The sequence below is a fragment of the Aquimarina spinulae genome (assembly GCF_943373825.1).
In the GTDB taxonomy this organism is placed as follows: Bacteria; Bacteroidota; Bacteroidia; order Flavobacteriales; family Flavobacteriaceae; genus Aquimarina; species Aquimarina spinulae.
Genome location: NZ_CALSBP010000002.1, coordinates 910,921 through 930,619, shown reverse-complemented (window position 1 = coordinate 930,619; position 19,699 = coordinate 910,921). Strand labels below are relative to the sequence as shown.

The following is a 19,699-nucleotide window of genomic DNA, read 5'->3' as shown; positions in this document are numbered from 1 at the left end:
ATTATAAATCTTCCAGCAGCAGCAAATATAAATTTTTTGAACTATTTCCATAGCTTAAGAAATCCTTTTCTTTTTGCGGTTCAAAATCTTTGATTGTAGTAATGTTAGAAGGAATAGAATTTTTATTTTTATTTTTTATACCTTTTAATCCCTCACCAATGCTCTTAACTAGTTGACTGGTAGCTGCTAAGATTACAAAATTATCAGGAAGCTCGGTAAGTTTTTTCTCTCTAAGTTGGTTTGAAGATACTAATATAGATCCGTTATCTGCAATTAAATATTCACAAGTAGCAAAAAAGAAAGAGGCAGAAAAGCTTTTGACATAATTTAGATTGAAACCAGAGAATTTATGTTCTAAAGCAATATCAAAACAGCATACGTCTTTCTCGTACCAATCATTTTCCAAAAGAATCTTATCAAAAGAATCAGAGACTTCATTTTCATCATCACAATAAAGAAACTTACCACCGTTTCTTTTAAAATTTATCATAAAGCTTTCATCAATCGGTAGATCGATTTCTGGCATATATTTACTGCGATCATCTAAGTGACGTTCTTTACTCTTTTGGTCTGATTTAGATTTTGAGGAAAATATTCTTCTAAATAGACTCATTTTTTGGATTGGGATTGGGAAATTACGGTTTTACATTACCTCCAAAGATAAAAAAAATCTTAACCTAATATTCCGTTAGGTTAAGATTTTTCAATTTACAAGTAAAAATAATATGTTTAAGAGGGTTCTTTAATGATTTCTTCTTCTTTTTTACCGAATGGTCTTTCGCCAAAAATTTTCTCTAAGTTATCTTTAAAAATCACTTCTTTTTCTAATAAGACCTCTGCTAATTCTGTTAGTTTGTCTTTATTCTTTTCTAATAATTTAATTGCACGTTGATACTGCTCTTCAATTATATTTGAAATTTCTTTATCAATAAGCTCACTTGTTTGTTCGCTATATGGTTTTGTGAAATTATATTCACTTTGTCCCGAAGAATCATAGTAGGTAAGATTTCCTACTTTCTCATTTAATCCATATACTGTAACCATAGCTCTTGCTTGCTTAGTTACTTTTTCTAAGTCACTTAGAGCACCTGTAGAGATTTCATTAAATATAACTTTTTCTGCAGCACGACCTCCTAATGCGGCACACATTTCATCAAGCATTTGATTTGGTCGTACAATTAGCCTCTCCTCTGGTAAATACCAAGCAGCACCTAGAGATTGTCCTCTGGGTACAATAGTAACTTTTACTAGTGGAGCAGCATGTTCTAACATCCAGCTTACAGTTGCGTGACCTGCTTCGTGAAAAGCGATAGCTCGTTTTTCATCAGGGGTAATAATTTTATTCTTTTTCTCTAATCCTCCAACAATTCTATCTACAGCGTCAAGAAAATCTTGTTTTCCAACTGCTTTATTACCTTTTCTTGCAGCAATCAAAGCAGCTTCGTTACATACATTTGCAATATCAGCACCAGAGAATCCTGGAGTTTGTTTTGCCATAAATTCGGTGTCAAGTTCATTTTCAACTTTCTTTAATGGCTTTAAATGAACATCAAATATTTCTTTACGCTCACGAATATCCGGAAGATCTACATATATCTGGCGATCAAAACGACCGGCACGTAATAATGCTTTATCAAGTACATCTGCACGGTTGGTAGCTGCTATAACAATTACATTGGTATTTGTACCAAAACCATCCATTTCTGTAAGTAGCTGGTTTAACGTATTTTCTCTTTCATCATTAGATCCCGAAAAATTACTTTTACCCCTGGCTCTACCCACAGCATCAATTTCATCAATAAAAATAATAGCAGGGGATTTCTCTTTTGCTTGTTTAAACAAATCCCGAACACGAGAAGCTCCAACACCCACAAACATTTCTACAAAATCTGATCCAGATAGAGAAAAGAATGGCACTTTTGCTTCACCAGCTACTGCTTTTGCTAATAACGTTTTACCGGTTCCCGGAGGTCCTACTAGTAAAGCTCCTTTAGGAATTTTACCTCCTAAAGAGGTGTATTTTTCTGGATTTTTTAGAAAATCTACAATTTCTTGTACTTCTTCTTTGGCACCTTCTAATCCAGCTACATTTTCAAAAGAAACTTTAACTTCGGTATTTTGATCAAAAAGCTTAGCCTTAGATTTTCCGATATTAAATATTTGTCCTCCGGCACCACCACCAGAACCACCACTCATTCTTCGCATGATGAATATCCATACTCCGATTATAAGTGCAAATGGTAAAAGAGTGATAAAAATTTCTCCCCATACATTACTTTCGGTATCATAATTTACCTGGGTTGATAATCCGTTCTCTTTTTTTATTGTGGCAATTTTGTTTTCAAAATTCTGTAAGTCACCAAATTCAAATTGATAATCAGGATCATTTGGACTTGCCGGTAATAGAGATTTGTTCTTGTTTTTTTGATGCTTATCTAATGATTTAGCTTCACCGGTAAGAAAGACCTTAGCATTTCGGCGATTTACAATCACTACTTTTTCTACTTCTCCGTTACTTAAAAACTCCTGGAATTCAGAAGGAGAAGTAGTGGGAGCAGATCCTAGTCCACTTCCACCCATAAAATTCAATACTAAAAAACCAATGATAATAATTGCATAAATCCAATATGCACTAAACTTTGGTTTTTTATTCGGTTCTGTTTTTTTATTTTCTTTCGCCATTTACGGTTTTCTTTTAATAATTTGTTTCGATAACTGTAGTTTTTGCATCTCCCCAAAGTCCTTCTATGTCATAGAATTCTCTGATGTGTTTTTGAAAAACGTGCACAACAACATTAACATAATCAATTAATACCCATTCTGCATTTTCACTACCTTCTATATGCCAAGGTTTGTCTTTGAGTTCTTTACTTACCGTTTTTTGGATAGAGCTTACAATTGCATTTACTTGCGTATTAGAAGTTCCGTTGCAGATTACAAAGTAGTTACATACTGTATTTTCGATATCTCTGAGATCTAAAATATTAATATCTTTACCTTTTACTTCTTCAATACCTTTTAATATTTGAGTAATTAATTGATCGTTACCGATTTCTTTTTTAGTCATGCATTTTTTTAATTTGTGTAAAGTTATTACTTTTTATGATTTTAATGTCTGTATTAGTCGGACATTTGTAAAACTTTTACACCTTATACATGCATATAATCAAAGTTGATGCCATTGACTCGACAAATACTTTTCTAAGAGACTTGAATCGTGAAAAGCATTTTATAGCTCCAGTTTGCGTAATAGCAAGAAAGCAACTGTCGGGTAAGGGACAAATGGGTACTGTTTGGCAAAGTAACCCAGGCGAAAACCTCACATGTAGTGTGTTTATGCCTATTGAGGGGTTACCGTTAACAGACCAGTTTTATGTTTCTATAGCTACATCATTAGCTGTTTATGACACTTTAAATCGTCTTGTAGTACCTAAATTATCTATAAAATGGCCTAACGACATTCTGTCAGATAAACAGAAATTGTGTGGTATTTTGATAGAAAATGTGGTAAAGAATGGCAGTATGATTGGAGCTATTATTGGGATTGGGATTAATATTAATCAAATAGACTTCGATAACTTACCTCAAGCAGGATCTTTAAAACAAGTTTTAGGCCAGAATTTAGATATCGAAGAAGTTTTACAATCTTTATTAGTCCAGTTAGAAAAACGATTTTCTGCATTGTGTGTTTCTAATTTTGTACATCTTAAAAAAGAATATGAGACAGTACTTTTTAGAAAAAACAAACCCTCTACGTTTTTAGATGTAGAGGGCGAATCTTTTGTTGGGATTATCAAAACTATTACCAACGAAGGTAAGCTTCAAGTTTTAATAGAAGACGAAATTATCTCGGATTTTGATCTCAAAGAGATTAAACTATTGTACTAATTACAGTTTACCGATATTTTCTATTAGGGTATTGATAAAATTCTGGATGGGATTTTTAATCATCATCGACATCATAGCATTAAACTGACCATCAAAAGTAAGTTTTGCTGTGCTTTTTCCATCTCCAGAATCAACAATGTCAGCAGTTAATGTAAAAGGAAGCTTGTCACTCGCAGCTCCAAGAACAACCTGACTTGGGCTCGTACTTTCTTTTTGATCTAATACTAATTCTGGCATTCCTTTTAATTGGAAAAGAAATCTGGAATCACTTATTTTTTCAAATTTTTGCTTGCTTTCTGGCATAAGTTGTTCAAAGTTTTCAACCTTAGTCAAAAATTCGAATACATCTTCTGCTGTTTTATTTACAGTAACAGTAGGGCTTTCTAAGTTCATAATGTTATTAAATTGTTATATGTTCCACTCGGCAGGATTTGTTTTCCAGCTTTGTAATGTTTGTTGTTGTTCTTTTGTAATATATTCAGTATCAACTGCCTGTTCCAAAAGATTCTCATAATTACTTAACGTGTGCAAAGACAATGCCGCTTCTTTAAAATTCTGTACTGCAATATCAAAGCCATAGTTAAATATAGCTACCATTCCTTTTACATTAGCATCAGCTTCTTTTAGTGCTTTTACAGCATTAAGACTACTTTTCCCTGTGCTAATTAAATCTTCGACAACCACAACATTTTTATGGGTTGGGACGATACCTTCGATTTGGTTTTTTCTACCGTGCTTCTTTGCTTCGGGGCGTACATAAATAAAAGGAAGATCTAATTGTTCTGCAACGAGAATTCCTATACCAATAGCACCAGTAGCAACTCCCGCAATTACATCGGGTTTACCATATTCTTTTTCTATAAACTCAGCAAGATGCTTACTTAGGAAATTTCGAATTTCTGGATAAGAAAGTGTAATTCGATTATCACAATAGATAGGAGATTTCCATCCAGATGCCCAAGTAAATGGTTCTTGTGGGTTTAATTTAATTGCATTAATTTGCAGTAGTAGTTCAGCAGTTTTTTTTGCTGTATCTTTATCAAAAATCATAGTTGCAAATGTATAAAGTTTTTGTGAATAATACCCCTATTATTCTATCTACAAAAAAGTCGATTGAGGATTATGAAATGATCCCGATAAAAGAAGCTAGCTTTCCGGTAATTATAAGAGATATTCTTGATAAGGAAGCAATACATGAAGAAGCAAAATATCATCTCTACCATAAAAAAGAAGATAAGCTAATAGAGCATTTATATTCGAAGTTACCAGTAGTTGTTGCGGGAGGAGGAAAGGTGTATAATGAGGATAAAGAAATCTTGTTTATTCGCCGTAATGGGAAATGGGATCTGCCAAAGGGTAAGGTTGAAAAAAAGGAAGATATGGAAACCGCTGCGATGAGAGAAGTAGAGGAAGAAACAGGGGTTTCGGGATTAGAGATTACCAAATTCTTGTACCGAAGCTATCATATTTTTAAAAGAAATGGAGAGTTTAGGCTAAAAGTTACGTACTGGTTTGAGATGAAAACCAACTATGAAGGAGAATTAGTGCCACAAAAAAATGAAGGGATTACTAAGGTAAGGTGGAAAAATACTAAAAAAGCTAAAAAAGCTTTGCAGGATTCTTATTCGAATATTAAGCTATTATTTTCGCATGATTATTTGTCATAATGTTGTTTTTTAATTTTATTAAAAATATTTTTACTATATAATCAATTACTAACTAAAACAAAACATTATGGGTTTATTTTCATTTATTAAAGGAGCAGGAAAAAAGCTATTCGGTATTAAAGATGAGGCAGCTAAAGAAGAAGTGGTAACGCCAAAAAGCAAGACCGATTTATTAAAAGCTGAAATTGATCGGTTAGGTATACCTGTTTCTGGTCTTGATGTATCTGTTTCTGAAATGATAACCGTATCAGGGCAAACAGAAACTAATGCAGATAGAGAAAAGATTATTCTGGCAATGGGTAATATTGATTGTGTTGGTTGTGTAGAGGATAATATTACAGTAACTAATCCAGAGCCTGAGGCTAAATTTCATGTGGTTAAGAGTGGAGATACACTTTCAAAAATATCTAAGGAAGTTTATGGAGACCCTATGAAATACAATGTTATTTTTGAAGCAAACAGACCAATGCTCGAACATCCTGATAAAATTTATCCAGGGCAAACATTACGAATTCCTGTAATGAGTTAATATAATAACTAGATATAATATTGTATAAAAAAGGGAGGTATGTTATCTCCCTTTTTTATACAATAAGAAGTAATTAGTTTTAAAATTTGATACTTGATAACAAAATGAAAATTAATGTATACACACTTTTTTTTCTACTTCTTTTTTTAGGTGTTGCCTGTAATACTAAAGAGAGTAAAGAAAAAATCATATCTAGTGATCCGGATTCTACAAACATATATATAGGTCCCAATCATTCGCATTATACACAATTTTCTGACTATAATTTTACAACAGAACAACAATGGGACAGTCTAAATAATATGACTCATCATTTTAAGCCTGCGTCTGGGTATAATATTCATAAAGATTATAAAACTTTTGGCTGGCATATATTTTCTAAAGGATCTGCTTATAAGAGTTATAATTTTTCACTGTTATGGGGTGTTTCCTATTTTTCGTATATGGTTAATGCCGAGACAGGAAGCTATGATAATATTCATCAATGGAAAACAACCGCTTTGGTGGATAGTGCAAAAGTGAATAATTGTAAGGTATTTCTCACCGTGTCTAATTTTGGTGAAAAAAGAAATGCTCAATTTTTAAAGAATCTAAAAGCTCAGAAAACTCTTGCAGATAGTTTAAGTGTATTGTTGGATCATAGAAAAGCAAATGGTATAAACATAGATTTTGAAGGAGTTTCATCAAAAAACAAAAAAGAGTTTAATCAGTTTATTGTTACATTATCAGATAAGTTGCACAAAGTAAATCCTGATTATATGGTTTCGGTGGCATTATATGCAGTTGATTATCATAAAATATTCGATATAAAAACAATTGATTCTTCTATCGATTTTTATACACTAATGGGGTATGATTATTATGGAGGATTTAGTGAACATGCAGGGCCAGTTTCTCCATTAAAAAGTAGTAAACGATGGGGGATGCATAGTGTTGAGTCTTCTGTTGATTACTATATGAATGAAGGTATTAAGCCAGGTAAACTAATAGTAGGGTTGCCCTATTATGGAGATAAATGGAAAACCGAAGATACTCCTATACCAAGCAAAGCCGAAAAATTTCTTTCTCACGATATGTATAGCACAACTCGAGAATTGCTTGATACAAAAAAATATAAGATTAGTTTTGATACCATAAGTTCTACGCAGTATGGTATATATGAAGAAAAAGGAGTAACAAAACAACTTTGGTTTGATGATAGTCTTTCGTTATCCTATAAATATGATTGGATTAAACATAAAAAACTAGCTGGAGTAGGAATATGGGCTTTAGGCTATGATCATGGTTATACCGAATTATGGGAACTCATGGCTAACAAGTTTGGGCAAAAACAATAAGTAGAGCCCTTATTTGCTTTGTCTTAGTTTATTTCAAAATTCGATATATAGGATATCTCATGTGCGCTTTTTCATAATTATTAGATTGCTTATGTATCCAATCTAGTTGCGCATACCAGTTATTAGCAAAAGCTGTATCTTTTTTCTTATTCTGAAATTGTACCCGCAATTCATTATTGTTTCTTAATAATTCTGCTGCTTTATCCTCCCATACATAAGGAGAAAACCCTTCTTTTTGTTGTAGAATAGTATCAAAAAAGTTCCAGTTAAAGAAAGAATCCGGAGCTTCTGGCTCTAAAGTTTCCATAAGATATCTAAAAGCTTTTTGATCTGTTTTAACAATGAGGTCTCCTTTTTTTAAAGTGACTTTCTCAATATTTTTTCTAATCGAAACCCGGTAATGTAGATAATGCCCTTCATAAGGCGATGTTATGGTCTCATAATCTTTAATATGATATACTTCGGTAGTAATTGTAGAATCTTTTTCTAGCGGTTTAAACTCTACTTGATTGAGTGTTAATAACTCGATTACCCTCCATCTGCCCTGAGGAATAACATAAGCTTGTGGGATACTTATCTCGGTGGTTGGAGTAAAGTAGTTTTTATAGGTTACTTCTTTTGTATAGGGTTTGTCCTGGTGATATTTTAATCGTTTTGCCCCTGTGATCTCGCTATCCATATATTCTCCTTCATATCCTTTAAAATCAAAAGTAGTGACCTTCGCGGTATCTACTTTCCAGTGTGTTGGATATGTTTCTTGTTTAGCTTGTTTGGCAAAGGTTTTTTCTCGTAACGAACGAATTTTGGTACCATCTTTTTCTGTGATTTCAATCATAGATTTCATAAGTTCATAAGTGCCTTCGACTCTTGGTTTGTAGGGTTTTAACATATGTGTTTCTACCATCATCCCCAAAGTATTCCAAAGGGTTGTATATCCCGTAGAATATCGAGGAGAGTCCATAAACTGAGTCCAGCCTTTTTCGGGAGTAGTTCCCCATACATTCACATAGGGCGTAATATCCCATTTTTTCGCTTCGAGTGATGCCTCTAGTTGTGGATGCATTTCTTTATGCAAATAATTTCCTAATTCACCACCTAATTTATTGTGTTGAGTAAACAAATGAGTAAGCGTATATTGGTAATCTGCGCCGTTACTTACATGATTATCGATAAAAACATCAGGTTTTGTTAAATGAAATACTTTGGCAAAAGCTTGCGCATTTTTGGTATCATTTTTTATAAAATCCCGATTCAAATCATAATTACGTGCATTGCCTCTAAAACCATATGTTTTAGGACCATTCTGGTTGGTTCTCGTTCCCGAATTTCGATTTAAAGCCCCACCAATATTATATATGGGAATGGTAGCCAAAACTGTAGTTGAAGGAGTACTGATTTTACCCTGAGCAATATCTCTAAACAACAACATTGTCGCATCAATACCGTCACTCTCCCCAGGGTGAATCCCATTATTAATTAAAAGCACGCGTTTTGTTTGTCTTATTTTTTCAAAATCAAAAATTGCATCAGGATTTAATGTCACGATATGTAAGGGATTACCACTATCGGTCATTCCGATTTCCTGTATATGAATTGAAGAATAAGTTTCTGCCAAATTTTTATAATATGCAATAACTTCTGAGTATGTTGGAGTTTCGGTTCCATTACTTTTTTCGAAAATAGTAGTGAAATCAAAATCTTGTGAATTTTGCTTTTCAGAGGTATTACAAGAAATAATGCTTAGAAAGCTAACAATGAGAGTAATTTTTCGCATCTGTATTGTATATAAGAAGGCTAAATATACTAAAGATTTCAAGGTTTAAAATTCTATGTAAGGATTTAATATAATTTTATGAGATATATGATTATGAAGCTTGTTTTACTTGTAGGGCTATAAAATAACTGTATTTTTGCAGCCTCAAAATATCACAACTATGACTGAGTTTGTAAGAAAAAGAGTAGCGAATGCTAAAAATGATATTTTATCCGGGTTAACGGTAGCGTTAGCTTTGGTTCCCGAAGCGGTTGCCTTTGCCTTTGTGGCGGGGGTGGATCCATTAGTTGGATTATATGCTGCGTTTATGATTGGATTGATCACTTCTGTTTTTGGAGGTCGCCCAGGTATGATCTCTGGTGCCACAGGAGCATTAGCCGTTGTTATGGTTAGTCTTGTCGCAGAAGGAAATGAAATGGGAGCCCCCGGGGAAGAATTAGGGCTATATTATCTTTTCGCAACTGTTATCCTTATGGGGATTATACAAATGTTTGCCGGAGCTTTTAAGCTGGGTAAATTTGTTCGTTTGATTCCGCATCCTGTAATGATGGGGTTTGTAAATGGTTTGGCAATTGTAATTTTCCTTTCGCAATTAGGAATGTTTAAAGAAGCTGAGAAAGATGTATTTAATAATAATAAATACGTTACAGAATCTCTTGAGGAAAAATTTGAAATTAGAGCAGATAACATTGTATATGATATAACGACAAATAAAGCTTTGTTTAGTTTTGAAAACAACAGGTTGTCTGATATCGATTCTAAGGAAGGAAAATATATAATGTATGAAGGGCAGGTTTTTGACCTAAACACCAAAGAAGTAGTCTTTAATATTAAAGATAATGTAATCTATAGTATTGTAAAAAAAGGAAAAGCAAAATCCTGGCTACCTACAAATCAATTATTGTTAATGCTAGGATTGGTATTACTTACGATATTAATCATGTGGGGATTACCCAAATTAACAAATAAACTTCCAGAAGCATTATTGGCTATTATTGTAGTTTCTGCTATAGTGATTATAGGAAAGTTGGATGTGGCTACCGTGGGTAGTTTTATTAGAGATGGAGGAGGAGAAGGCCTTAAAGGAGGCTTGCCACAGTTTCAGATCGATATTTTTAAGAAAATCCCATTTACCTGGGAGACATTTCGCTTTATAGCGCCGTATTCGGTAATTCTTGCTGCAATTGGATTGATAGAGTCATTAATGACTTTAAATCTAATTGATGAACTAACCGAAACCAGGGGTAATTCGAACAGAGAATGTATGGCTCAGGGAGGCGCCAATATCATTACGGGACTTTTTGGCGGAATGGGAGGTTGTGCAATGATCGGCCAATCAATTATTAATATTAAAGGTGGTGGACGAACCCGACTTTCTGGTATTGTTGCTGCAGTAACGTTATTGCTATTTATTTTATTCGCTTCAGGGTTAATTGAGCAAGTTCCTATTGCGGCATTGGTTGGGGTAATGTTTATGGTAGTCATAGGAACCTTTGCTTGGTCTAGTTTTAGAATCCTTAATAAAATTCCTTTGGCAGATGCTATTGTATTGATTGCAGTGTCTTCATTAACGGTGTTCTTTGATTTGGCAATAGCAGTAATCGCAGGTGTTATTATGTCTGCCTTGGTATTTGCCTGGGAAAATGCAAGACGTATTCGTGCAAGAAAACATATCCTCGAAGATGGTACTAAAGTTTATGAAATATGGGGACCGCTTTTCTTTGGAAGTATTCAGGCCTTTAATAATAAATTTGATGTAGCAAATGATCCCGAAAATGTAGAGATTGATTTTATAGAATCTCGTGTTAGTGATCACTCAGCATTAGAAGCTATTTTTAATCTTGTAGGAAAATATGAAGATGCAGGAAAGAAAGTGAAAATTAAACACCTTAGTGAAGAGTGCCAGGCTCTTATGATAAAGGCTTCTCCTAGATTAGCCAGTGTTATAGAGCACGATATCGATGATCCAAGATATCATGTAATGGCAGAAGCAATGGAGTAAAACGTTGGTTTCTTTCTAACAGAGAAAAAAGATAAATTAATAAATGAAAACAGGGGTATGATTTAAAAATCATACCCCTGTTTTTTTATTCATATACAAGTTAATGTCTTTGTAGACACAACGGTCTATGTTTTTTAATTACTTGGAGTAATTTCTGCTTTGCTATCTAACCAGATGTTTGCTCCTGTAAGCTTATCAATTTCAAAACTATATGAAGTAGTAGTAGTATCGAATTGTTGAGAATAATTGTTTGGAGTGTTAAACTTAGTAGTACCATAGTTAAAACTTAATCCACACATTTCGTACCCAGCACTTAGTTGATATTCTATTTTTAATTTAGTTTCACTTATTGAAGAAATGTTTATATGACCTACTTCTTCACTATTAGTAATGTCGCATCCATTAGGATTAATAATTAGTTCTATATCAACTCCTGCTTCACCTCTACTATCAAGGAAGGTATAGGCAAAGAAAGTGTTAAAAATGTCGTTTTCACATTTTCCACACTCTTCATGGTACCCATATGCTTGAACACATTCTGGCTTACATTCTTGTTTGCAATAACTAAATGATCTTACCCAATCACCATAGTAAACGCAACTCCACCATCCATAGTAACTATATTGTTGATCTAAAGTCTTGTCATAAGCAAAAGATGTATAATAACAATGACTATCTTTGTTATATACTTTAGAATACGCTACGATTTCAAAACAATCAAGATCTATTGATGATAATGGAATAACATAAGTAGCTTTTTTCATCCCTCCGTAGTAATAAGGGAAAGCTTTGTAATTAAATTTACGAAGATTAGGAAACCCATTAGAGTAAAAAGGTATATTTTCTTTTGCCCCAATATAAAGGTATACCTTCTTCATAAGGTTACGGTCATTGGCCTCAAAATTTAAGTATAGATTTTCACCATCATTAGATACGGTTACGCTACCAACTTCTAGTTTTCTAGATCCAACTAATAGTGGCATAGTAGTAGTTTCACCACAAGCTTCAACATCAACATCTGATGGTGTAAGTAATGTGTAGTTACAATGTCTGTAGCTTTTTGAATTAGTGTCTGTTGTAAGGATAGGTTCTTCTTCTTCTAATTGTAATTCATCTTCTATTCCTTCAGAACCATCATTTTTAATAAAATCTGGCTCAATAGTAGTTTTTTCAGATTCAACAATAACTTCATTTTCATCTTTGCTACAAGAAGAGAAAATTAAAAATAAAGCAATGAACCAATACCCCAATGTGTAATTTGTTTTCATATAAAGTGTTTTTAATTAATTAGTGCGGCAAAACTAACAAAAAAGTGTATTTCTGGTACTAAAAAAACTAAATAAATTAATAGAATTTTTGTTGTATATTACTGGGAATTAAATAAATAGGTTTATTCTTACAAGTAGTCTTTATGGATTTTGATGAAGTGCAAAATTAATCGTTAGAAGTATGTGTTTTAGGGGAGATTTCTCCTAAATATTTTTATTACATACGAAGAATTTATCGCTTAGAATAGATTTTAATTATTCAAGTCCTATAAATAAACTTATATTTCGGTTATAAAATCGAATTAAATACTGCATGGATATCCCTTTTGAACCTATTGTCTTTGGCTATAAAGTGAATATTCATTTGATTTTAGAATATACAGCTTTCTTTATTGGATTTCGATATTATGTACACCTTAAAAAACGTACTCAGGATCCTATTTCATCATCAAACAGGTTATCTATAATCATTGGGGCGGTATTTGGAGCATTTTTTGGATCTCGTTTTTTTGGTTTTTTAGAACATCCGGCTTTTTCTTTCGACCCAGAATACGTGGTTCGGTTATTAAGTATAAAAACTATAATGGGAGGGCTTTTTGGAGGTTTATTAGGAGTAGAGTTGGCTAAAAAGATAATCGGCGAGAAACATTCTTCGGGTGATTTATTTACGTTTCCTATTATATTAGGAATTATCATAGGGAGAATAGGCTGTTTTTTGGCTGGAGTTAAAGAATTTACCTATGGCAAGCAAACCACTTCATTTCTAGGAATGGATTTAGGGGATGGCCTTTATAGATACCCAATAGCATTATTTGAAGTTATTTTTCTTTTGATCTTATGGAGAATTCTGAAACGCTTTCAAACAAAATCCAAAACAGAAAGTGGATTACTGTTTAAATATTTCATGATTTCTTATTTTCTATTTAGGTTTTGTATTGAATTTCTGAAACCTAATACTTTTTTTGTACTCGGCCTTAGTAGTATTCAGTATTTATGTATCTTATGCATGATTTATTATCAAAAAACTTTACGACAAATAGTTTTCAAATGAGCAAAATCAGAATAATCATAATTATATGGTTTTTAATCTGCCTAGATGTTATGAATCTATCTGCTCAGGATATATCCGATGCTTTGCGATTAAAAGAACTATCATATATGAAATATGCTAAAAGAACAGATTGTAATAGTACTATGGGAACCACTCTTGGAGACAGAATTTGTTTAAATCTAAAGTTTCAACAGACTGATTCTATTATGAATGTGAAACTCAAAAAGATGTTGCATACTATTGCTAATGACACGATCAAAACCACCATCAAAACCTATCAAAATGCTTGGGTGCATCATAGAAGAATGAAAAGTGAAATTGTTTCAGAAGGGTACAGAGGTCACATGCTTGGGATTATATATCTGGGGTGTATGGTAGAAACAACAATGCAGCGTATTAAAGAAATTGTGGAATTATCGAGCAAAATGATTGATTATGATACAGATAATTAAAATAATTCTTCAATATCCATTTGTTTTGGGATATGAATTTCAAAAAAAACAGATAAATGCCTACTAGAAATTATACGTATTACGATTTTACACTAAGTTTATGTCCTACTTGTCTAAAAAGGATTGAAGCCAAAATTGTTTTTGAAGATGATAAAGTATTTATGCTTAAGCGATGCCCAGAGCATGGTAGATCTAAAGTTTTGATTGCAGATGATATAGCCTATTATAAGAATATTAGAAATTATAACAAACCGTCTGAGTTTCCTTATAAATTTAATACTGCTACAGATTATGGATGTCCTTATGATTGTGGATTATGCCCTGATCATGAGCAGCACTCATGTTTGTCGATTATCGAGGTAACAGACCGGTGTAATTTGACTTGTCCTACCTGTTATGCTTCTTCATCTCCGCATTACGGCAGACATCGATCATTAGATGAAATAAAGAAAATGCTGGATACAATAGTTGCAAATGAAAAAGAACCAGATGTAGTACAAATAAGTGGGGGAGAACCTACAATACACCCTCAGTTTTTTGAAATTCTGGACTATGCCAAACAATTACCGATCCGACATCTAATGGTAAATACGAATGGAATACGTATTGCTAAGGATATTAAGTTTACCCAACAGTTAGCAAGCTATATGCCGGATTTTGAAATCTACCTACAGTTTGATGCATTAGATGCCGAAGTGTTGCAAAAATTGAGAGGAGAGGATCTTACCAAAATTAGAAAACAAGCGATCGAAAACTTAAATAGTGTAAATTTATCGACTACTCTGGTCGTTACTTTAGAAAAAGGATTAAATGATACTCTAATTGGCGATATACTAACATTTGCAACACAACAAAAATGTGTGAGAGGTGTTACATTTCAACCTACTCAAATAGCAGGGCGATTAGAAGATTTTGATACACAAACCGATAGAATCACATTGACCGAGGTGCGAAGAAAGATTTTAGAGCAATTTCCGGTTTTTGAATCCGATGATCTTATCCCTGTACCTTGTAATCCAGATGCTTTGGTTATGGGATACGCTTTAAAAAATGAAGATGGAATCCTGCCTCTTACCCGATATATTAATCCGGCAGATCTGTTGGATAATGGTAAAAATACGATTGTATATGAGCAGGACGAAGCGTTACATGGTAAAGTCCTGGAGCTATTCAGTACTGGGAATTCTGTAGAAACAGCTTCAGAAAACCTAAAATCTATAATGTGCTGTTTACCAGAGATCGATGCTCCGGATTTAGGGTATGATAATCTGTTTAGAATTATAATTATGCAATTTATTGATGCTTATAATTTTGATGTACGAGCAATTAAAAAGTCCTGTGTGCATATTGTAAATAAGGATTACAAAATTATTCCTTTTGAAACGATGAATTTATTTTATAGGGATGATAAGCAGGAGTATTTAGAACAATTAAGAAAAGAAACGATATGATTGCAAATACCATTTTTTTGGAAGTAGGTAACCTCGATGGATTAGTGTATTTAATCCTTTTAATCCTTTTAGGTCCTCCAATATTTCTCTCGATTATTGGTCTAATCTTATTCAAAACTAAAAACCGAAAAGCAGGGAAAATTTTCTTTATCCTTGCCGGGATATACCTTGTTGTAGGATTAGGAATCTGCGGAGCTCTTATGGTTGGGTTTTAAGGTGAAACCATTACAAGTAATTGTATTGTAAAACAATCTATAGTAAGCCAAGTCTTATGTTTGTTTATAAAAAAAACGATTTCTTAAATTATTTTAAACCGCTTCGTTTATAGAAATACCATTTATAATAGTAAGAAGGAATTAGAAGATTTGTTTTTGTAGTAGTTTACCATTTGATTTACCGGTCCTTATTAATGTTTTATTATTATTACAATGGTAAGATAGAAATCATGCTAAAAACGACTTTTTCTTTTTCCAAAATAGCCTCCTTTTATTTTTTCGGTATATGTTTTTGTAGATTGAGCGGCGTCTGTAGAATTGTTAGCACCAGATTTTTTTTTCTTTTTAGAAGAAATTTCTGCCTCTTTTTTAGTTAATCGTTCTATTACTTCAGAAATATCCTCGGTAGAAACATCCTCGGTCTTTTGAGAAACTTGTTTTTTTCCAATCCTGTAGGAATTAAACTTTTCTTTTCGAGTTTTTAAAATTGCCTTTAATTCAGAGTTTGGTAGATTAATTAGCGTCATAGTTTAGACATCATTTTATATTGTTAGATTTCTTTTTAAATCAATTTAATGATTTGTAGGAATTTTTTTACAAAAAATATTTAGTACAAGATACGAATAATCGTTTAAAAGTAAAAAAAAACGACGAAAGAATTTTTTTAAAAGATTATTGTTTCTATATTTACCAAACAGAGAATAAAAACATCCTAATTTTAGACCCATGATTGATCTGAAAAAGATTAAAGAAGATACCGAAGTTGATAGTATTGTTATTGCCGATAAAAGTGGTAATGTAATAGATGCATTAGGCACAAAACATGATACTAATATTGCCTTGATGATAGAAACAGCGTTTTCGATGTGTGATGATATGGTTAAGGATTTACTTAAGGGGGATCTCGATCAATTGATGGCTAAATCTTCAAAAGGTTTTCTTATTGCAAATAGGATTAAATCTGATTCGATCATATTAGTAGTATCTAAAAACATGTCAAAACTTGGACTACTCCTTAAGTATATGAGCTCTTTAGAAAAATAATTTTATAGAAAATATTATTAATAATTAAATTAAATTAAACTATGTCAAATTTTTTAGAACAATTCATCGAAGATATTAAATCTAATGTACCGGGCTATATTGCAGTTACTGTTACAGAAGTAAGTACAGGTGTATGCTATGCGTCTAATTCTGATAAAAAAGATTTTGATCCTGAAACTGCTTCTGCTTATAATTTGGAAGTTGTAAAAGCTAAGAAAAATGCTATCGAGGCATTAGGTCTGAAATCGAAAGTTCAGGATATCATAATTACTCTTGATGGTCAAATTCATATGATCGATGTTTCTGAAAACGGTGAATATTTTATTTATTTGGCTGTTGATTCTACAAAAGCAAATCTCGGAATGACACGTGCGCTCTTGAAAAAATACAAGAAAGATGTGGTGTCACAACTATAATTAAAGGACTTTTTTATGTGAAAATATTACTTTAAAAGACTTCACAATGTTAACATTGTGAAGTCTTTTTTTATATAACTTCATTCAATTGCTACAAAAATATCTACTTCGGCATCTGTAGGGTTTACAGCATCTTCGCCGTATATTTCAAAATCGGTAGTGTATGTTCTATCCAGGTCTATTTCCCATATGTCGGTCCATTTATCATAGATGACACCTTTGGTAATATCTCCTTTGGCAGTAAATCGAGAGTAGATACTTCTTTCGATTTTTACACTGGTCATTCCCGGTGGGATAGTATCTAAGTTTGCAACCTTGCATCCTATGATTGTAGTGTATCCTTCGGTGTGATCACTTTCATAATCTGTGTATACGGCATAGATAGAATCTTCAAGTTTATTTGGGATCTTATGCATTGTACCTTCAGACATAAAGGTATTCCATAAATTAGGAATGTCTTTTGCGAATTGTTCGTTTTTTTTAGTTGTACGTACCGAAATCCCAACGATCCAGAAAGGTTCGATTTTTGTTTTTATCATAATTATTTGATGTTAGAAATTAATAGTACTACAAAACTAAATGCAGGTAGTGACAAAGGTATGTCAGGAAGGATTTATAATTTGTGTTATTTTAACTCAAGTAAGTCCCATTTGGTGCCATATAAGTCTTTAAAAACAACAACGGTTCCGTAGGGTTCTTCTCGTGGTTGTTCCAGAAATAAAACTCCTTTAGATTTCATGGCGTTGTAATCTCTCCAAAAATCATCGGTATAAAGAAATAGAAAAACCCGACCACCGGTTTGATTTCCAATTACTTTTTCCTGTTCGGGAGTAGCTGCCCGAGCTAAAAGAATAGTAGTTTCGGTTTGATTGTTAGGAGCAATAAGAACCCATCGCTTTTTGTCATCAAGTCTGGTGTCCTCTATAAGTTTAAAATTGAGCTTTTCTGTGTAAAACCGAATCGCTTTATCGTAGTCCTTTACAACCAGAGCAATAGCTCCTATTTTTCTTTTCATGGCAGCGTATTATTTTACACGAACTGTATCTGGAACTAATTCAGAAACATCTCCACCATTACGAATTACATCACGAACAATAGAAGAGGAGATATAACTTTTACCAGAAGAGGTTAATAAAAATACCGTTTCGATATCCGACATTTTTCTGTTGGTGTGTGCGATGGCTTTTTCAAACTCAAAATCACCTGGATTACGAAGGCCTCTTAATATGAATTCGGCATTTTGTTGTTTACAAAAATCAATGGTTAGCCCTTTGTAAGTCATTACTTTAATTTTAGGCTCATTTTTAAAAGCTTCTTCGATAAATTGCTTTCGCTCTTCAAGAGAAAACATATATTTTTTCTCAGAATTTACGCCTATGGCAAGGATAACTTCATCAAATAAGGTAAGGCCTCTTTCGATAATGTCGTAATGTCCTAATGTAATGGGGTCAAATGATCCGGGAAAAACAGCTCTTCTCATTGGTGATTATTAATTATTGTATCTACAAAGATACTCCAAATTATAAATTTATAGATTGCACTTCTATTTTTGTAAACGTATACAGGATTCTATAGCATTAGAAAATAATTCTTTTAAGCTAATTCCAGCTTTTTCTGCTTGTTGAGGTAGGATACTGGCTTCACTTAATCCGGGATTAGTGTTCATTTCTACAAAATAAGGTTCTCCGTGATGAAAAATATATTCACTTCTTGAAAATCCTTTCATTTTTAAAACCTGATATACTTTTAAGGCCAGATCTTTAACTTTTTGAGTATCCTTATCAGATAAACGGGCAGGAGTGATTTCTTCAGACTTACCCATATATTTGGCTTCGTAGTCAAAAAACTCATTTTCAGATACAATTTCAGTTAATGGTAGTACTGTATCTTTTTCATTATGTTGGATAACTCCTACAGAAACTTCGGTTCCGCTTAAAAAAGATTCTATAATAATCTCATCATCTTCTTTATAAGCCACTTCTATTGCGGGTAGAAGATCTTCTACAGTTTTAACTTTAGAAACACCATAGCTACTACCAGCTTTATTCGCTTTTACAAAGCAGGGTAATCCTACAGTATCTATAATGGCTTCGCTATCTATGGTATCTCCTTTATTTAAAAAATAGTTGGTGGCAGTGGGTATTCCATAAGGTTTTAAAGCACTAATACAATCTCGTTTATTAAAAGTAAGCGCAGCAGGATAAAAATCACAAGCCGTCTGTGGAATCTCAATTAATTCAAAATATGCCTGTAACAAACCATCTTCACCAGGAGTACCATGTACAGTGTTAAAAGCAGCATCAAAAGTAATTTTAGAGCCTTCTAGGGTTAGTGAGAAATCGTTTTTGTCAATACTATACTTCTGATCATTATCATCTACATAATACCAGCTATCTTTGGTGATATGAACACGAAACGGAATATATAAATCTCTATCCAGATATTTATATACCACATTTCCACTTTGAATCGAGATTTCAAACTCGCTAGAATACCCGCCCATTAAAACGGCAATATTTTTCTTCATAAAGTGACTTTTGAAAACAAAAATATCATTTATCTTATAAGAAAAGCTTAAAACTTTCCGTTTTTATATATTTGTCCA

At 32.9% G+C, this 19,699-nt stretch carries 23 protein-coding genes; 11 read left to right on the top strand and 12 right to left on the bottom strand.

The window, feature by feature from the left end; translation table 11 throughout:
* Position 1 precedes the first annotated feature (1 nt).
* From NNH57_RS09660 to rsfS, 3 genes are all read right to left on the bottom strand, one after another.
* Positions 2-613, bottom strand: a complete 612-nt coding sequence (locus tag NNH57_RS09660) for an LUD domain-containing protein (protein ID WP_025666716.1) — start codon at positions 611-613, stop codon at positions 2-4.
* A gap of 116 nt (positions 614-729) precedes the next feature.
* A complete protein-coding gene (gene ftsH / locus NNH57_RS09655) occupies positions 730-2,682 on the bottom strand; it encodes an ATP-dependent zinc metalloprotease FtsH (RefSeq protein WP_074408886.1) in 1,953 nt (650 codons plus the stop codon).
* A 13-nt stretch (positions 2,683-2,695) separates the two neighbouring features.
* A complete protein-coding gene (gene rsfS, locus NNH57_RS09650) occupies positions 2,696-3,067 on the bottom strand; it encodes a ribosome silencing factor (RefSeq protein WP_024770761.1) in 372 nt (123 codons plus the stop codon).
* A gap of 89 nt (positions 3,068-3,156) precedes the next feature.
* Here rsfS and NNH57_RS09645 point away from each other — a divergent pair, with 89 nt between their 5' ends.
* Complete coding sequence (locus NNH57_RS09645) at positions 3,157-3,888, top strand: biotin--[acetyl-CoA-carboxylase] ligase (protein ID WP_108807755.1); 732 nt, start codon at positions 3,157-3,159, stop codon at positions 3,886-3,888.
* Here NNH57_RS09645 and NNH57_RS09640 read toward each other — a convergent pair whose 3' ends face one another.
* Complete coding sequence (locus NNH57_RS09640) at positions 3,889-4,281, bottom strand: orotate phosphoribosyltransferase (protein ID WP_074408884.1); 393 nt, start codon at positions 4,279-4,281, stop codon at positions 3,889-3,891.
* A 15-nt stretch (positions 4,282-4,296) separates the two neighbouring features.
* A complete protein-coding gene (gene pyrE / locus NNH57_RS09635) occupies positions 4,297-4,938 on the bottom strand; it encodes an orotate phosphoribosyltransferase (RefSeq protein WP_108807756.1) in 642 nt (213 codons plus the stop codon).
* A gap of 8 nt (positions 4,939-4,946) precedes the next feature.
* On the opposite strand from pyrE, the gene NNH57_RS09630 reads away from it, so the two are divergent.
* The 3 genes from NNH57_RS09630 to NNH57_RS09620 all read left to right on the top strand — a co-directional run bounded on the left by NNH57_RS09630 (position 4,947) and on the right by NNH57_RS09620 (position 7,421).
* Complete coding sequence (locus NNH57_RS09630) at positions 4,947-5,555, top strand: NUDIX hydrolase (protein WP_074408883.1); 609 nt, start codon at positions 4,947-4,949, stop codon at positions 5,553-5,555.
* A 67-nt stretch (positions 5,556-5,622) separates the two neighbouring features.
* Positions 5,623-6,084 carry a peptidoglycan-binding protein LysM gene (gene lysM, locus NNH57_RS09625; protein WP_034244109.1) on the top strand — a complete coding sequence of 154 codons (462 nt, stop codon included), beginning with the start codon at positions 5,623-5,625 and terminating at the stop codon, positions 6,082-6,084.
* A gap of 104 nt (positions 6,085-6,188) precedes the next feature.
* Positions 6,189-7,421, top strand: coding sequence for a glycosyl hydrolase family 18 protein (locus NNH57_RS09620; RefSeq protein WP_108807757.1), 1,233 nt, complete (start codon positions 6,189-6,191; stop codon positions 7,419-7,421).
* A 28-nt stretch (positions 7,422-7,449) separates the two neighbouring features.
* Here the strand turns inward: NNH57_RS09620 and NNH57_RS09615 are convergent, their stop codons facing one another.
* On the bottom strand, positions 7,450-9,195 hold the full coding sequence (locus NNH57_RS09615; RefSeq protein ID WP_108807758.1) for a M14 family metallopeptidase: 1,746 nt from the start codon (positions 9,193-9,195) through the stop codon (positions 7,450-7,452).
* A gap of 160 nt (positions 9,196-9,355) precedes the next feature.
* On the opposite strand from NNH57_RS09615, the gene NNH57_RS09610 reads away from it, so the two are divergent.
* On the top strand, positions 9,356-11,197 hold the full coding sequence (locus tag NNH57_RS09610) for a SulP family inorganic anion transporter (protein WP_108807759.1): 1,842 nt from the start codon (positions 9,356-9,358) through the stop codon (positions 11,195-11,197).
* 134 nt (positions 11,198-11,331) lie between these two features.
* Here the strand turns inward: NNH57_RS09610 and NNH57_RS09605 are convergent, their stop codons facing one another.
* The gene (locus tag NNH57_RS09605; RefSeq protein WP_074408879.1) at positions 11,332-12,465 is read right to left on the bottom strand and encodes a hypothetical protein; all 1,134 of its coding nucleotides are present in this window, start codon (positions 12,463-12,465) and stop codon (positions 11,332-11,334) included.
* Positions 12,466-12,778: 313 nt separating this feature from the next.
* Between NNH57_RS09605 and NNH57_RS09600 the strand changes: the two genes are divergently transcribed.
* Genes NNH57_RS09600 through NNH57_RS09585 form a run of 4 tightly spaced genes read left to right on the top strand, consistent with a single transcriptional unit; the run spans position 12,779 to position 15,634 of the window.
* Positions 12,779-13,516 (top strand): prolipoprotein diacylglyceryl transferase family protein, encoded by a 738-nt coding sequence (locus NNH57_RS09600; protein ID WP_074408878.1) that lies wholly within the window; start codon positions 12,779-12,781, stop codon positions 13,514-13,516.
* A complete protein-coding gene (locus NNH57_RS09595; protein ID WP_159099203.1) occupies positions 13,513-13,968 on the top strand; it encodes a lysozyme inhibitor LprI family protein in 456 nt (151 codons plus the stop codon). Before NNH57_RS09600 ends, NNH57_RS09595 begins: the two co-directional genes overlap by 4 nt.
* Before the next feature lie 56 nt (positions 13,969-14,024).
* Positions 14,025-15,419 (top strand): radical SAM protein, encoded by a 1,395-nt coding sequence (locus tag NNH57_RS09590; RefSeq protein ID WP_108807761.1) that lies wholly within the window; start codon positions 14,025-14,027, stop codon positions 15,417-15,419.
* A complete protein-coding gene (locus NNH57_RS09585; RefSeq protein WP_074408876.1) occupies positions 15,416-15,634 on the top strand; it encodes a hypothetical protein in 219 nt (72 codons plus the stop codon). The genes NNH57_RS09590 and NNH57_RS09585 overlap by 4 nt, the downstream gene beginning before the upstream one ends.
* Before the next feature lie 233 nt (positions 15,635-15,867).
* On the opposite strand, the gene NNH57_RS09580 is transcribed toward NNH57_RS09585, so the two are convergent.
* A complete protein-coding gene (locus NNH57_RS09580; RefSeq protein WP_074408875.1) occupies positions 15,868-16,161 on the bottom strand; it encodes a hypothetical protein in 294 nt (97 codons plus the stop codon).
* Positions 16,162-16,360: 199 nt separating this feature from the next.
* On the opposite strand from NNH57_RS09580, the gene NNH57_RS09575 reads away from it, so the two are divergent.
* Both NNH57_RS09575 and NNH57_RS09570 read left to right on the top strand, forming a co-directional pair.
* The gene (locus NNH57_RS09575) at positions 16,361-16,678 is read left to right on the top strand and encodes a roadblock/LC7 domain-containing protein (protein ID WP_074408874.1); all 318 of its coding nucleotides are present in this window, start codon (positions 16,361-16,363) and stop codon (positions 16,676-16,678) included.
* Positions 16,679-16,719: 41 nt separating this feature from the next.
* Positions 16,720-17,094 (top strand): hypothetical protein, encoded by a 375-nt coding sequence (locus NNH57_RS09570; RefSeq protein WP_074408873.1) that lies wholly within the window; start codon positions 16,720-16,722, stop codon positions 17,092-17,094.
* An 80-nt stretch (positions 17,095-17,174) separates the two neighbouring features.
* Here the strand turns inward: NNH57_RS09570 and NNH57_RS09565 are convergent, their stop codons facing one another.
* The 4 genes from NNH57_RS09565 to NNH57_RS09550 all read right to left on the bottom strand — a co-directional run bounded on the left by NNH57_RS09565 (position 17,175) and on the right by NNH57_RS09550 (position 19,621).
* On the bottom strand, positions 17,175-17,633 hold the full coding sequence (locus tag NNH57_RS09565; protein WP_074408872.1) for a GyrI-like domain-containing protein: 459 nt from the start codon (positions 17,631-17,633) through the stop codon (positions 17,175-17,177).
* 86 nt (positions 17,634-17,719) lie between these two features.
* Positions 17,720-18,109 carry a VOC family protein gene (locus NNH57_RS09560; protein WP_108807762.1) on the bottom strand — a complete coding sequence of 130 codons (390 nt, stop codon included), beginning with the start codon at positions 18,107-18,109 and terminating at the stop codon, positions 17,720-17,722.
* Positions 18,110-18,118: 9 nt separating this feature from the next.
* The gene (coaD, locus tag NNH57_RS09555) at positions 18,119-18,574 is read right to left on the bottom strand and encodes a pantetheine-phosphate adenylyltransferase (RefSeq protein WP_074408870.1); all 456 of its coding nucleotides are present in this window, start codon (positions 18,572-18,574) and stop codon (positions 18,119-18,121) included.
* Between the two features lie 63 nt (positions 18,575-18,637).
* Positions 18,638-19,621: a D-alanine--D-alanine ligase gene (locus NNH57_RS09550; RefSeq protein WP_108807763.1), complete on the bottom strand. Its 984-nt coding sequence runs from the start codon at positions 19,619-19,621 to the stop codon at positions 18,638-18,640.
* Positions 19,622-19,699: the final 78 nt, after the last annotated feature.

Coding starts and splice junctions, on each gene's coding strand:
- NNH57_RS09660 (WP_025666716.1), bottom strand. CDS start 613: ATGAGTCTATTTAGAAGAATATTTTCCTCAAAATCTAAATCAGACCAA.
- ftsH (WP_074408886.1), bottom strand. CDS start 2,682: ATGGCGAAAGAAAATAAAAAAACAGAACCGAATAAAAAACCAAAGTTT.
- rsfS (WP_024770761.1), bottom strand. CDS start 3,067: ATGACTAAAAAAGAAATCGGTAACGATCAATTAATTACTCAAATATTA.
- NNH57_RS09645 (WP_108807755.1), top strand. CDS start 3,157: ATGCATATAATCAAAGTTGATGCCATTGACTCGACAAATACTTTTCTA.
- NNH57_RS09640 (WP_074408884.1), bottom strand. CDS start 4,281: ATGAACTTAGAAAGCCCTACTGTTACTGTAAATAAAACAGCAGAAGAT.
- pyrE (WP_108807756.1), bottom strand. CDS start 4,938: ATGATTTTTGATAAAGATACAGCAAAAAAAACTGCTGAACTACTACTG.
- NNH57_RS09630 (WP_074408883.1), top strand. CDS start 4,947: ATGTATAAAGTTTTTGTGAATAATACCCCTATTATTCTATCTACAAAA.
- lysM (WP_034244109.1), top strand. CDS start 5,623: ATGGGTTTATTTTCATTTATTAAAGGAGCAGGAAAAAAGCTATTCGGT.
- NNH57_RS09620 (WP_108807757.1), top strand. CDS start 6,189: ATGAAAATTAATGTATACACACTTTTTTTTCTACTTCTTTTTTTAGGT.
- NNH57_RS09615 (WP_108807758.1), bottom strand. CDS start 9,195: ATGCGAAAAATTACTCTCATTGTTAGCTTTCTAAGCATTATTTCTTGT.
- NNH57_RS09610 (WP_108807759.1), top strand. CDS start 9,356: ATGACTGAGTTTGTAAGAAAAAGAGTAGCGAATGCTAAAAATGATATT.
- NNH57_RS09605 (WP_074408879.1), bottom strand. CDS start 12,465: ATGAAAACAAATTACACATTGGGGTATTGGTTCATTGCTTTATTTTTA.
- NNH57_RS09600 (WP_074408878.1), top strand. CDS start 12,779: ATGGATATCCCTTTTGAACCTATTGTCTTTGGCTATAAAGTGAATATT.
- NNH57_RS09595 (WP_159099203.1), top strand. CDS start 13,513: ATGAGCAAAATCAGAATAATCATAATTATATGGTTTTTAATCTGCCTA.
- NNH57_RS09590 (WP_108807761.1), top strand. CDS start 14,025: ATGCCTACTAGAAATTATACGTATTACGATTTTACACTAAGTTTATGT.
- NNH57_RS09585 (WP_074408876.1), top strand. CDS start 15,416: ATGATTGCAAATACCATTTTTTTGGAAGTAGGTAACCTCGATGGATTA.
- NNH57_RS09580 (WP_074408875.1), bottom strand. CDS start 16,161: ATGACGCTAATTAATCTACCAAACTCTGAATTAAAGGCAATTTTAAAA.
- NNH57_RS09575 (WP_074408874.1), top strand. CDS start 16,361: ATGATTGATCTGAAAAAGATTAAAGAAGATACCGAAGTTGATAGTATT.
- NNH57_RS09570 (WP_074408873.1), top strand. CDS start 16,720: ATGTCAAATTTTTTAGAACAATTCATCGAAGATATTAAATCTAATGTA.
- NNH57_RS09565 (WP_074408872.1), bottom strand. CDS start 17,633: ATGATAAAAACAAAAATCGAACCTTTCTGGATCGTTGGGATTTCGGTA.
- NNH57_RS09560 (WP_108807762.1), bottom strand. CDS start 18,109: ATGAAAAGAAAAATAGGAGCTATTGCTCTGGTTGTAAAGGACTACGAT.
- coaD (WP_074408870.1), bottom strand. CDS start 18,574: ATGAGAAGAGCTGTTTTTCCCGGATCATTTGACCCCATTACATTAGGA.
- NNH57_RS09550 (WP_108807763.1), bottom strand. CDS start 19,621: ATGAAGAAAAATATTGCCGTTTTAATGGGCGGGTATTCTAGCGAGTTT.